General features: G+C 37.5%; 12 protein-coding genes. 9 read left to right on the forward strand and 3 right to left on the reverse strand.

Annotated features, from left to right (window positions below; genetic code table 11):
* Positions 1-170 precede the first annotated feature (170 nt).
* The 7 genes from CEF16_RS20040 to eutH all read left to right on the forward strand — a co-directional run bounded on the left by CEF16_RS20040 (position 171) and on the right by eutH (position 7,150).
* Positions 171-749 carry a histidine kinase N-terminal domain-containing protein gene (locus tag CEF16_RS20040; RefSeq protein ID WP_091585701.1) on the forward strand — a complete coding sequence of 193 codons (579 nt, stop codon included), beginning with the start codon at positions 171-173 and terminating at the stop codon, positions 747-749.
* Positions 750-782: 33 nt separating this feature from the next.
* Positions 783-1,244 (forward strand): sensor histidine kinase, encoded by a 462-nt coding sequence (locus CEF16_RS20045; protein WP_091585703.1) that lies wholly within the window; start codon positions 783-785, stop codon positions 1,242-1,244.
* A gap of 8 nt (positions 1,245-1,252) precedes the next feature.
* On the forward strand, positions 1,253-1,828 hold the full coding sequence (locus CEF16_RS20050; protein WP_091585706.1) for an ANTAR domain-containing response regulator: 576 nt from the start codon (positions 1,253-1,255) through the stop codon (positions 1,826-1,828).
* A gap of 415 nt (positions 1,829-2,243) precedes the next feature.
* Complete coding sequence (locus tag CEF16_RS20055) at positions 2,244-3,686, forward strand: ethanolamine ammonia-lyase reactivating factor EutA (protein WP_091585708.1); 1,443 nt, start codon at positions 2,244-2,246, stop codon at positions 3,684-3,686.
* Between the two features lie 14 nt (positions 3,687-3,700).
* Positions 3,701-5,062 (forward strand): ethanolamine ammonia-lyase subunit EutB, encoded by a 1,362-nt coding sequence (locus tag CEF16_RS20060; RefSeq protein ID WP_091585710.1) that lies wholly within the window; start codon positions 3,701-3,703, stop codon positions 5,060-5,062.
* A gap of 68 nt (positions 5,063-5,130) precedes the next feature.
* Positions 5,131-5,844: an ethanolamine ammonia-lyase subunit EutC gene (gene eutC, locus CEF16_RS20065; RefSeq protein ID WP_091585713.1), complete on the forward strand. Its 714-nt coding sequence runs from the start codon at positions 5,131-5,133 to the stop codon at positions 5,842-5,844.
* Positions 5,845-5,884: 40 nt separating this feature from the next.
* A complete protein-coding gene (gene eutH, locus CEF16_RS20070) occupies positions 5,885-7,150 on the forward strand; it encodes an ethanolamine utilization protein EutH (RefSeq protein WP_091585715.1) in 1,266 nt (421 codons plus the stop codon).
* Positions 7,151-7,369: 219 nt separating this feature from the next.
* On the opposite strand, the gene CEF16_RS20075 is transcribed toward eutH, so the two are convergent.
* Together CEF16_RS20075 and CEF16_RS20080 are read right to left on the reverse strand one after the other, a co-directional pair.
* On the reverse strand, positions 7,370-7,783 hold the full coding sequence (locus tag CEF16_RS20075) for a universal stress protein (RefSeq protein WP_091585717.1): 414 nt from the start codon (positions 7,781-7,783) through the stop codon (positions 7,370-7,372).
* A 15-nt stretch (positions 7,784-7,798) separates the two neighbouring features.
* Positions 7,799-9,256, reverse strand: coding sequence for a SulP family inorganic anion transporter (locus CEF16_RS20080; protein ID WP_091585719.1), 1,458 nt, complete (start codon positions 9,254-9,256; stop codon positions 7,799-7,801).
* A gap of 237 nt (positions 9,257-9,493) precedes the next feature.
* Here CEF16_RS20080 and htpG point away from each other — a divergent pair, with 237 nt between their 5' ends.
* Together htpG and CEF16_RS23940 are read left to right on the forward strand one after the other, a co-directional pair.
* Entirely contained in the window at positions 9,494-11,374 is a 1,881-nt protein-coding gene (gene htpG / locus CEF16_RS20085; RefSeq protein WP_091585721.1) for a molecular chaperone HtpG, read from the forward strand.
* A gap of 217 nt (positions 11,375-11,591) precedes the next feature.
* A complete protein-coding gene (locus tag CEF16_RS23940; RefSeq protein WP_170032189.1) occupies positions 11,592-11,741 on the forward strand; it encodes a hypothetical protein in 150 nt (49 codons plus the stop codon).
* Positions 11,742-11,783: 42 nt separating this feature from the next.
* Here the strand turns inward: CEF16_RS23940 and CEF16_RS20090 are convergent, their stop codons facing one another.
* Complete coding sequence (locus CEF16_RS20090; protein ID WP_091585723.1) at positions 11,784-12,431, reverse strand: HAD family hydrolase; 648 nt, start codon at positions 12,429-12,431, stop codon at positions 11,784-11,786.
* Between the last annotated feature and the right edge of the window lie 6 nt (positions 12,432-12,437).

Consider the following 12,437-nt stretch of genomic DNA (forward strand, 5'->3'; position numbering starts at 1 on the left):
TTAAAATAGAAAATAAGAAACTGAAAATTCTAAAATAAACAAAAATGTTTCTCGTTGTGAATTAAATACTTTGTTAATAAATCTGCCATTCATGTTGATAGTTATATTACAGAAGTGATAAATTATTTTCGATCAACCTGATTGCTGCAGAAGTGGAGACAACAAGGATAATGCAAACAATTAGTAATTTAGAACAAGTAACTCATCTTTCCGAAGAACAGTGCAATATTATTGAAAATATGGCAGCGAATATGCAAGTGATGGCTGATATTTCGCGGGCAGATATGTTTATTGACTGTCTTTCCCCGGAGAAAAGCGCTGCTATAGTGGTAGCCGAAGCCTCACCTTCAACATCACCTTCTTTATACAAAGAAAGTGTATTAGGTGAGATAGCTTTTGAAGAAACAGAGCCTGGCGTTTTATTTAGCTTAAAAAATGGCAAATCGATCATCGGATCAAGAGGGATCTCTCAGGAAAATATCGTTATGCAGCAAGATATTGTTCCAATTACTGATCCTTCTGGTATAACAATTGCTGTTTTGATTAAGGAACATGATATTTCAGGTACGATCAGGAATGAACACAAAATGAAATCGCTTCTGAAATCCACAGATAAGGGTCAAAAGCAGGAAATAAAACAATCATTGATCATTCAAGAGTTACATCACAGAGTCAAAAATAATTTGCAGGTTATTTCAAGCATGCTTCGTTTGCAGATGAGGCGGTCTGCTTCAGATGAAGTGGTATGAGTATTTAGTGACAGCTTAAATAGAATTGCAAGCATGGGAAAGGTTCATGATTACTTGGCGAAAAATGGATTTGAAGAAGTAGATGTCACTTTTGTAATGGAGCAAATTGGGACATTACTGGTTTCTTCATCCACCACTAGTGAACAAAGTATAGAAATATCTGTGAAAGGAAAGCCGCTTTTTTTACCTTCAGATAAAGCAACATCCGTTGCATTGGTAGTAAATGAATTAATTCAAAATGGTATCAAGCATGCCTTTCACACAACCGCTGTTGGAAAAATTGAAATAACGACGAACATAAGAAAACAGATGGTCAATATTATCGTATCGGATAATGGTGACGGTATGGATCATAGTGTCTATGCTCAAAACTCATCTTCCTTAGGTCTTCATCTTGTTGAAATGCTAGTAGAAGAAGAGCTGGAAGGTATTCTTTCTGTTTTTCACTCGAATCGGGGGACAAACGTTTCTCTAACATTTCCGATTACAAATTAGGTGATGGAATGAAACAATCAAAGATTATGGTTGTAGACGACGAACCTATTACAAGATTTGATATAAAAGAAATATTAAAAGAAAAGAATTATCAAGTAGTAGGAGAAGCTAAAAATGGTGAAGAAGCCATCAAAGAGGCCTATGAACTTGATCCTGACCTTATTCTTATGGATATAAAAATGCCAAAGGTTGACGGTATTAAAGCTTCATCTATTATCAAAGAGTTTTCAAGTTGTTCGATTCTCCTCCTGACAGCTTATAGTGATGATGAATATATCGACCAGGCAAAAAAGGCTGGGATTAATGCTTATGTTGTTAAGCCAGTGAATGAAAAAGAATTAAACCCTGCGGTGGAAATAGCATTACAGCAACGTGCAAACCACTTAAAAATGCATAAAAAAATAGGAAAGTTAGAAGAGAAAATAAAAGAGCGTAAAATAATAGAAAAAGCAAAAGGGTATTTGATGGACCAACAAGGGTTTACAGAGGAAAATGCTTATCGAAACATGCAAAAGGAAAGTATGGAACATCATATTCCTCTTATAGAAATTGCAAATAGAATCTTAGCTTCACATTCCAAGTAAATAAAACCAAAGCAATGGCGCTTTGAATTAACATCTACTTTTTAATAAAAGAGTAGATATTAATTCAGAGCGCTTTTTTATACTTTAGAATGTTTAACTTTGTTAAAGGATCAAAGTATAAGCAAAACTACGACTTCCGCCACTGGACTCGGCGGCAAGCCGAGTTTTTCTAATAAGGTAAGAAAGTATAAAAGTTTGGCGTTTTACATGTCTAGCTTCAGCGCCCAGCCGCTCGAGGTTCAATAACCTCCAGTCATAAAAGTCAAAAAACGACTTTTTGCCTGGAGAACATTGACTTGTCGTGGGCTCCCAGGATGGGAGTCAGTTCGGCGTTGTCACAGGACGTGACGCTCTTAGCCGAACTTCCTTTTTTCAGGGCGCTTGAGCTTTTCTTATTTGTACCAGGAGGTGAGAAATGATTGAAAATTGGATAACGAGTATCGGACTTGATGTTGGGACGAGTACAACCAAATTTATTGTTAGCCGTCTGCTTATTGAGAATCGAGGAAATTCATTTACTTTGCCAACTTGTCAGATAATGGATCGTTCTGTTATATATGCCAGCCAAATTTACAAAACTCCCTTAATAAATGAATACGAAATAGATATTAACCATTTATCTGACATTTTATCATTTGAGTACAAGCAGGCCGGTCTTATGTTTGAAAATGTACAAGCAGGGGCTGTCATTATAACAGGAGAAACGGCACAGAAACAAAATGCCCAAACCATTATTAATTACTTAGCTGAGCGTGCCGGTGATTTTGTTGTAGCTACGGCAGGAGCCGATTTAGAAGGTATTCTTGCAGGGAAAGGTTCCGGAGCTAAGAAAAGGTCTGAAGAAACAGAGGGGGTAGTAGCCAATATAGACATTGGCGGAGGAACCGCAAATGCAGCGTTATTTCAAAATGGGAAAGCTATTCGGACATTAACTTTTCACGTTGGCGGCAGATTAATCCGGTTAACAGAACGGGGGGAGATTGAATATATTTCTCATTTCATTCGCCCTTGGCTTCAATCTAACCACTTTGATTTTCAAGTAGGTCATACAGTGAGTTTCGAATTGCTGAAAGAAGTGTGTCTTTATATGAGTAAAAGCATGCTTTCATATTTTATGGGCGGCCCAAACACAAGTGCAGAGAAGTTATTGTTCTCTTCTATTTCCAGCCCTCTGCCGCAGCTTAAACAAATAATATTTTCAGGAAATATAGGCAAAATGATTCATGAAAAAGAACCAGCCTCTTTAAAAGAGGTTGCCAAGTTTGGCGATATAGGACCAATGCTTGCATACACGTTAAACCTTATCTTAAAAGACTCGTCTCTTCTCGTAAAACTAGCAAAGGAAACATCTAGAGCCACTGTCATTGGAGCAGGAATGCAAAATACTGAACTAAGCGGAGCTACCATATTTGTAAATGAACAACTTCTTCCCCTTAAAAACATACCGATTTTGAATGTATCTATTGATAGTAAAAAGTGGGAACCTAAAGTTTTTAAAGTGGAAGTAGAAAAAGTTATGAATCAAGCAAAACAATTATTTGTGGAAACAAAAGACCCGCCATTTGCCCTTGGATTATCAGGTTTAGAATACTGCAGCTATAAAATGCTTCAATCCATTGCAGCTGATATCTGTACACCATTTAGAAAATACTTTCCATATTCAAACTGTATGGTGGTTATTTGTGAGAATGATATGGCAAAAGCACTGGGACAAGCTCTGAAAATCTATAGTCCAGAAGGTATGCAAATAATGAGCATCGACCAGGTTGATTTTACTTATGGAGATTATATTGATTTAGGCTTACCAGCTGCAGGGGAAGCCATTTCTATTACTGTAAAAACATTAGCATTTGGATAATAGGAGAGGGTTATATGTATAAAAAGAAAACATTGCTCGGAATAACCTATGAGTTTCACAGCTTAAAAGAAATCATGGCAAAGGCAAACGAAGAAAAGTCAGGGGACGAGCTTGCCGGAATAAGCGCGGAGAACATGAAAGAAAGAATGGCTGCAAGGGTTGTATTAGCAGAAACAACTCTTTCAGACATTAGGAGTTATCCCGTTGTTGCATTAGAAAAAGATGATGTTTCAAAACTAATCGAAGAGAATGTCAATGAAGAAATCTACGGTGTTATTAAAAATTGGACGGTTGCTGATTTAAGGGAATATATCTTAGATGATAAGCATTTGAGCAAGGAGTTACTTCAAATTGGCACCGGTTTGACGAGTGAAATGATTGCAGCAGTTACTAAAATAATGTCTAATTTAGATCTCATCCAGGCGGCTTCGAAAATAACAGTCATTACTCATTGTCAAACCAAAATCGGACAAAAAGGAGTGCTTGCCTCAAGAGCACAGCCAAATCACCCATCTGATCATTTAGCTGGGATACGCGCATCTCTTTTTGAAGCGTTAAGTTATGGAATCGGTGATGCTGTTATTGGTATAAATCCTGTCATTGAAACAACAGATAATATTTATGCGTTGTTAAACGAGACAAAAGATGCTATCGACCGTTTTAATATTCCGACCCAAAATTGTGTGTTATCTCATATCTCCAGTCAAATGAGAGCAATCGAAAGAGGAGCGCCGGCTGATATGATTTTTCAAAGTCTGGCCGGTACACAAACAGGTAACGAATCATTTGGAATATCTATTTCCATGCTTGAAGAAGCTGCTTCTCTCATTTTTGAAAAAGGCACAGCAGAAGGGCCAAACCGCTGGTACTTTGAGACCGGTCAGGGGTCAGAGTTATCAGCAGATGCTCATTTTGATGTTGATCAATTAACATTGGAGTCCAGGTGCTATGGACTTGCAAAACATTTTAACCCTTTTATTGTTAATACAGTTGTTGGGTTTATTGGTCCTGAATATCTGTACGACAGTAAACAAGTTTTACGTGCAGGCCTTGAAGATCATTTTATGGGTAAAATGCATGGTCTGCCAATGGGGGTTGATGTATGCTATACGAATCATATGAGTGCCGACCAAAATGATATGGATAATTTAAGTACATTATTAAGTAATGCAGGAGTTAATTTTGTGATAGGGGTACCAATGGCAGATGATTGTATGCTTAATTATCAGTCCTTAAGCTTCCATGATATTGCTACGCTGCGAAACGTTTTAGGAGTAAGTGCAGCTCCTGAATTTGCAGATTGGTTAGAAAAGCAAGGGTTATCTGTTTCAGGACAGTTAACGAAACAAGCCGGCGATCCATCACTTTTTCTGTAATTTCATGTAAGTAAAATTTGGTCATTAAGACTCGGCGATAAGAGAGACTAAATAAGGGGGCAATTTTGATGACTGATAAAAACACTGCTAATCATCTCAAGTCGCTCAAGAAATACACTCCGGCAAGAATTGGAGTCGGAAGAACAGGGACAAGACCTCTGACAAAGGATTTTTTATCTTTTCGTACAGATCATGCTGCAGCGGTGGATGCTGTCTATGGAGAGGTTTCTTCTAAATTGATAAAAGAATTGGACTTGTTTTCCGTTGAGACATGTTACGAAACAAAGGATCACTACTTAAAGAGGCCTGATAAAGGAAGAATACTATCAGAAGAAGCAAAAACGATAATAAAAGAAAAATGTACTCTCAATCCACAAGTGCAAATTGTTGTTTCTGATGGGTTAAGTGCTAGTGCTATCGATGAAAATATTTTAGATGTTTACCCTGCGTTATTAGATTCTCTGTCTATGTATGGATTAAATATAGGAACACCATTCTTTGTGAAAGGTGGGAGAGTAGCGTGTATGGATGATATTGGTGAAATTTTAGCGCCTGAAGCTTTTATTCTCTTAATTGGAGAGCGTCCTGGACTTGTTTGTGCCCACTCTCTTAGTGCTTATATGTGTTATCAGCCTAAAAAAGGAATGAAAGAATCGGATCGAATGGTTATCTCTAATATTCATCGCAGCGGCACACCGGCTATTGAAGCGGCAGCTCACATGGGTACATTAATTAGCAAAATGCTGGATCAAAAAAAGAGTGGAGTAGATCTTGTAGTATAAAAAGTCACAGCAAATTATATTTGATAAGGAGGAAGCGTGAATGGTAATGATAGGTGAAATTGTTATTTACATTATTATGGCCTGTGCAGTCATTGGCGCCATTGCATCCATTAAAAATAGTGATGAAGGATTAGGGAAGCAGTTCATGGAAGGATTGCATGCAGTTGGGCATATTTTTGTGCCGGCTGCTGGGATCATGGCTTCCATTCCTTATCTATCATGGTTTATAGATAAAGTTTTTGGACCATTCTTTGCTTCGATCGGTGCAGATCCGGCTATTGCAGCTACTTCTATACTAGCAACAGATATGGGAGGTTATCAGCTAGCTGAAGCACTAGCTGGTTCGTATGAAGGCTGGATCATGGCAATGATTGTAGGTTTTATGGCTGGTGCTACCATCGTATTTTCTGTTCCAATGGGGCTGGCAATGCTCGATAAAAGGGATCATAAGTACATGGCGCTCGGTATTATGTCTGGAATATTAACGATTCCAATCGGGGCTTTTATTTCTAGCGTTATTACGTTATTAACAAACTCCGAAGTTCGTGAAGTCATCTCAACTACTACGGGTTCTACATATGAATTTGCAATAAGTTATTTAAGTATTTTTGCAAATTTATCACCTCTAATTATCTTTGTCGTTTTATTAGCTGCCGGCCTGTATTTCATGCCGGATTTGATGATAAACGGCTTTATGTGGTTTGGCCGAATCATGGACGCAGCCATAAAACTCGTTTTAGTATTCTCTATTGTAGAAGTATTCACTGGCTTGTTTTCAAATGTATTAGGAAGCTGGGGATTCGACCCAATTATGGCCGATACCGAAGATCAATTCAGAGCATTAGAAACAGCTGGTTATATTGGAATTATGCTTGCAGGTGCTTTTCCGATGGTTTATTTGCTTCAAAAGTATGCAGGAAACAAGCTGGAATCTATAGGAAGTAAAATCGGTTTAAGCAAAGAAGGAAGTGCAGGGCTGATTGCCACAATTGCTAATATTTTGGCAATGTTCAAATTGGTTCGTAACATGCGGCCGAAAGATAAAGTGATAAATATTTCTTTTGCGGTATGTGCTGCCTTTTTATTAGGAGATCATTTATCTTTTACAGCTAACTTTCAACCAACGCTCATATTGCCAATTATTATTGGAAAACTAGCAGCAGGTGTGATTGGAATTGGGCTGGCTTACTGGCTATCTGTTCCAAAAGCTTTAGAATTAGAAAGAAAAGACCGGGAAGCAGGGATTATTGGTGAAAATGAATACGTAAATGTGGAAGAAAAAGAAGAGACTAAAAAAGTTGGATAAAGAGACTGTGTGTTTTTATTCTAACCACCCGAGAGAATATCACGGGTGGTTTATGCTTTTGAACGATGTAGAAGGCACAACCATCAAGATCAGTGGTGATATGCAAAGGAAAAAAGCAGTGTGGATAAGAATCGGGGGTTATGTTGAATAGGAGTTACTGCAACGACGGTGTACCTCCATAGATAAGAATCACATTTGGGAAAAAGATAGGTTGTTCTTCTATTTAATTATTAAAACAGCGCAATGAGCTCTTTTAGCTACTTTATGACTTACACTGCCTAGAACCAATTCTTGAAAACGATTTAGACCTCTGCTGCCTAACACTACTACATCAAAGTCTTTTTCATTTGCATGATTTACGATGGTTGGTCCAGGTTCTCCTCGTAAATACTCCACCTCATAGCTTATATCAGCTGTCTTTACTTTTTCTTCCGTAGGCCTAACTTTTTCTTTTCGTTTTTGTTGAGCACCAGTTGTGTTCCAGTTTTCTAATACTTCTGTTTTCGAGCTATCCACAACATATATAACATGAATGACAGACTCTGGATTGCATTTTGCAAGGTCAATCGCTTTTTCGGCAGCACGAATTGCGTGGTCAGATCCGTCTGTGGCTAATAAAATTTTTTTAAACATTGGTTTACCTCCATCCTAATGGCTGCTTAATTTATGTCGTAATTTCTCCACTAAAAGTGCACTAGCTTCATTCAGCCCAGAAATTTCAACTATTATGCCGTTTTCTTCAAATTTGGCAATGATTTTTTCCATAGCTTCTACGGCAGAATCATCCCAGATGTGGGCATGCGTTAGATCAATTTCCACTTCTTTAATATCTTCTTTAAAATCAAAACCAGCAATGGAATCAGTGACAGAAGCAAAGAACAATTGACCTTTAATGAAATAAGTCCTCTTTTCTTTTTTATCATCGAGCTTGCTTTCTATACTTATTTTTGAAATTTTAGAGACGAAGAAGATAGCACTTAAAAGAATACCAGCAAATACACCTTTAGAAAGATCGTGAGTCACCACGACAACAATCACGGTAACCACCATAACAATCGCATCGGTTCCAGGTACAATAAACAATGTTCGAATTGAATTCCAGTCAAAAGTACTGATGGAGACCATAATCATTACGCCAGCTAATACTGCCATCGGAATTTGCACGACAATGTTACCTAAAAGTATGATCAAAAGAATAAGGACAACACCGGCAGTAAGGGCAGATAACCTCCCTTTTCCCCCTGACTTTACATTAATCACGGATTGTCCAATCATTGCACAGCCGGCCATTCCTCCAAAACATCCAGCAACAATGTTTGCAATCCCTTGTCCTCTGCTTTCTCTGTTTTTATTACTGTCTGTATCAGTCATATCATCAACAATAGCTGCTGTGAGGAGGGATTCAAGCAGGCCAACCACTGTTAGGGCAAGAGCATAGGGAAAGATGATGGTCAGGGTTTCATAGGAAAACGGGACTTGAGGTAAAAGAAAAACAGGTAATGTCTGCTCTAAGTTTCCCATATCACCAACAGTAAAAACATTTAACCCAGCAGCCATCGAAAAAGCAGTTACGACGATAATGGCTGTCAATGTTGATGGAATAGCTTTAGATAGGTAAGGAAACAGATAAATAATAGCCAGTGTAACAGCAGCCAATCCCCACACTACCCAGCCTTGTCCAGTTAAATGGGGAATTTGCGATGTGAAAATAAGAATGGCTAATGCATTTACAAACCCTACCATAACGGAACGTGGAATAAATTTCATATAACGAGCGATTTTTAAATAACCAAAAACTATTTGCAAGATTCCAGTAAGTATAGTTGCAGCGAATAAATATTCGAGTCCGTGTTGTGCAACAAGGTCAATGAATAGTAAAGCCATTGCCCCCGTAGCTGCTGAAATCATTCCTGGTCTGCCGCCGACAAAAGCAATCAATACTGGGATTATAAAGGAAGCGTATAAACCAACCATTGGGTCTACCCCGGCAATAATGGAGAACGCAATGGCTTCAGGAATTAAAGCAAGCGCAACAACAATGCCAGCTAGCATATCTCCCTTTATATTACCGAACCAATCTGCTTTCAATGTATTCACATGAATCATCCTTTATAAGAAAACATCTCTTGTTTTAGTTTCTTATAACATTTACGATTTTATTGCAGTTAAAAGGTGGAAGGTGTATGGAACATTTTCTCTAAAGCATTTAATAATCATGAAGACATAAATCAAACACAACATATTGACAGCACAAAAGCGGTATGTAAAATAAAAGTAGGATATTTAGCACTCAGATGGATAGAGTGCTAAAAATAATTCCGTATTTTGAAAGGAGATAAGATGATGGCAACAAAACAATTTCAAGCGGAGTCGAAACGTTTATTAGAAATGATGATTAACTCCATATATTCTCAAAAAGAGATTTTTTTACGAGAATTAATATCAAACGCTAGTGATGCAATTGATAAAATGTATTACAAAGCTTTAACTGATGATTCCCTCACTTTTAATAAGGATGACTACTACATAAAAGTGAGCGCAGATAAGGATAATCGAACCTTAAAAATTGAGGACACCGGTATTGGAATGACCGAAGAAGAGCTGGAATCCAATCTTGGAGTCATTGCAAAAAGCGGCTCACTCGCATTCAAAAACGAAAATGAAATAAAAGATGGCCATGATATTATAGGTCAATTCGGTGTCGGATTTTATTCCGCATTTATGGTAGCAGACGTAGTCACCGTTTACACAAAATCAGCTAATAGCGATCAGGCTTATAAATGGGAGTCTAATGGTGCTGATGGATATACGATTGAACCGGCAGACAAAGAGAAAGTCGGTACAGAGGTTTTCATTAAATTAAGAGAAAACACAGAAGATGAAAACTATGACGAGTATTTAGAAGAACATCGATTAAATTCCATTATTAAAAAATACTCTGATTACATCCGCTACCCTATCAAAATGGACGTTACTGTACAAAAACCAAAAGATGATGATGAAGAGGAAACTGCAGAGGTAAAAGAAGAACAAACCGTCAACAGCATGGTTCCGATTTGGAGAAAAAATAAAAATGAGCTGACTACCGAAGATTATGAAGCTTTTTATTCTGAAAAACATTACGGTTTTGATAAGCCGTTGACTCATATTCATCTAAGTGTGGATGGGGCTGTGCGCTATCAAGCGATTTTATTCATCCCGGAAAATACGCCTTTTGATTACTATACGAAAGAATATGAAAAAGGTCTCGAACTGTATTCCAATGGTGTTTTGATCATGGAAAAATGTTCGGACCTGCTGCCTGATTATTTCGGTTTCGTTAAAGGGATTGTTGATTCCGAAGACTTATCATTAAATATTTCCCGAGAAATGCTGCAGCATGACAGACAGTTGAAGCTGATTGCTAAAAATATTAAAAATAAAATAAAGAGCCAGTTGAAAACACTCTTAAAAGATGAACGCGAAAAATATGAGAAATTCTATCAATCCTTTGGCCGACAATTAAAATTCGGTGTTCATATAGATTTTGGAACCCATAAAGACGACTTAAAAGATCTGCTTCTTTTCTATTCATCTAAAGAAAAGAAATTAGTTACTTTATCCGAATATGTTTCAAGAATGCCAGAAGATCAGCAGTACATTTACTACGCTGCTGGGGATTCATATGACAGAATTGAAAAGCTTCCGCAAACGGAAATGGTACTAGACAAAGGATATGAGATCTTATATTTCACCGAGGATATAGACGAATTTGCGATTAAAACATTAATGAGTTATGATGACAAACAATTTAAGTCTGTAGCGAGCGGCGATTTAGGTATTGAGTCAGAAGAAGACCAGGAAAAAGAGGAAGAAGAGAAGAAGGACAACAAAGAACTATTTGAAGAAATCAAGAATATCTTATCCGATAAAGTGAAAGATGTCCGTGCGTCGAAAAGGATGAAAACCCACCCAGTTTGCTTAGCAGCCGATGGAGAAGTTTCGATTGAAATGGAAAAGATCCTTCAGCAAATGCCTGACAATCAAAATATTAAAGCAGATAAGGTATTAGAAATTAACATTAACCACAATGTATACCAATCCTTAAAAAATGCGTACGATCAGGATAAAGAAAAATTAAAACTGTACACCAACCTTTTGTATAACCAGGCTCTTCTAATTGAAGGTCTACAAGTTGAAGATCCTGTCGCATTTACAAATGATATGTGCAAAGTGATGGCGTAAAGAACAAAAGCGCAAGCAGAAAAAATATAATTTCTTAGATAACGATGAAAGCCTCCTTTCCGACTAGTCGGTAGGAGGCTGCTTTTTTATATACTACTAAAACCCAAGGCTCGCCTTTTTTATTTATTAAACGAACCGTATTTGGTTTCTGCGAATAAACGGTGCTTTCCATACAAAAACTAAAACCATCATAGCGAATGAGAAAAGGAGCATGGGAATGGCAGATAATAAAAAACAGAAACCCGATAATCAATTTAAAGAAAATAAAAATCATGGAGAGCACCGAAATGGCCGATTAAGCCAATTTAAAAATCATAGTGCTCATGGTGGAGAAGTACCGAACGAATATATAAACAAAGAGGAATAATAAAGAGTGGTGTGATGTGTTTAAACCTCACACCACTGGCTTTTATTTCACTAAGTCTTGTTTAAGAAAGTGAAATAGATCAAAAGGATGGGTGAAGATAGCATCAGGTTCAGCAGTATATTCTGAAGACTGGTATTCTGGCAGCCATTTAGCACCTGCCGTCGTCACATTTGCCCGCCGTCCGGCATGAATATCTCCGTCACTGTCTCCTATATACATAGACTGGTTTCTTCGCATATTCATTTTTTGTAAAGCCTTTAAAATACCTTCTGGGTTCGGTTTATCATATTCTGTGTCATAACCAGTGATCATAACATCAAAAAGATTGTTCATTTTCAGTCTTTCTAAAGATGTCTCAAAGCTTCTTCTTGATTTTCCAGTAACTACGCCTAATTTCATTCCGTGATTTTTCAGCTTGAAAAGCATGTCTTCTATTTCTTTGTTCCTGTCCACTAAGTGGGAATGATGGGTTTCATATACTTCATAATAATATTCTATCGCTTTTTCCACTTGATCACTGTTCAAGTGTTCCTTAATAATCTCTGGTTCCGGAGGTCCAAACAAGTTTTTAACTTCCTCATCAGATAGGCTTTTGTTATCAAATTCTTGAAAAACATGTTTAAAACCAGCATAATTCACGGGCAGCGTGTTGGCTAATGTGCCGTCAAAATCAAAAATGATAGCCTTCATCTTATC

The organism is Alteribacillus bidgolensis (assembly GCF_002886255.1).
Classification (GTDB): domain Bacteria; phylum Bacillota; class Bacilli; order Bacillales; family Marinococcaceae; genus Alteribacillus; species Alteribacillus bidgolensis.

What these genes read in the sequence shown, in the direction of transcription:
- CEF16_RS20050 (WP_091585706.1), top strand. Translation starts at nt 1,253, where the DNA reads ATGAAACAATCAAAGATTATGGTTGTAGACGACGAACCTATTACAAGA.
- eutC (WP_091585713.1), top strand. Translation starts at nt 5,131, where the DNA reads ATGACTGATAAAAACACTGCTAATCATCTCAAGTCGCTCAAGAAATAC.
- CEF16_RS20055 (WP_091585708.1), top strand. Translation starts at nt 2,244, where the DNA reads ATGATTGAAAATTGGATAACGAGTATCGGACTTGATGTTGGGACGAGT.
- CEF16_RS20075 (WP_091585717.1), bottom strand. Translation starts at nt 7,783, where the DNA reads ATGTTTAAAAAAATTTTATTAGCCACAGACGGATCTGACCACGCAATT.
- CEF16_RS20045 (WP_091585703.1), top strand. Translation starts at nt 783, where the DNA reads ATGGGAAAGGTTCATGATTACTTGGCGAAAAATGGATTTGAAGAAGTA.
- CEF16_RS20090 (WP_091585723.1), bottom strand. Translation starts at nt 12,431, where the DNA reads ATGAAGGCTATCATTTTTGATTTTGACGGCACATTAGCCAACACGCTG.
- CEF16_RS23940 (WP_170032189.1), top strand. Translation starts at nt 11,592, where the DNA reads ATGGCAGATAATAAAAAACAGAAACCCGATAATCAATTTAAAGAAAAT.
- htpG (WP_091585721.1), top strand. Translation starts at nt 9,494, where the DNA reads ATGGCAACAAAACAATTTCAAGCGGAGTCGAAACGTTTATTAGAAATG.
- CEF16_RS20040 (WP_091585701.1), top strand. Translation starts at nt 171, where the DNA reads ATGCAAACAATTAGTAATTTAGAACAAGTAACTCATCTTTCCGAAGAA.
- CEF16_RS20060 (WP_091585710.1), top strand. Translation starts at nt 3,701, where the DNA reads ATGTATAAAAAGAAAACATTGCTCGGAATAACCTATGAGTTTCACAGC.
- CEF16_RS20080 (WP_091585719.1), bottom strand. Translation starts at nt 9,256, where the DNA reads ATGATTCATGTGAATACATTGAAAGCAGATTGGTTCGGTAATATAAAG.
- eutH (WP_091585715.1), top strand. Translation starts at nt 5,885, where the DNA reads ATGGTAATGATAGGTGAAATTGTTATTTACATTATTATGGCCTGTGCA.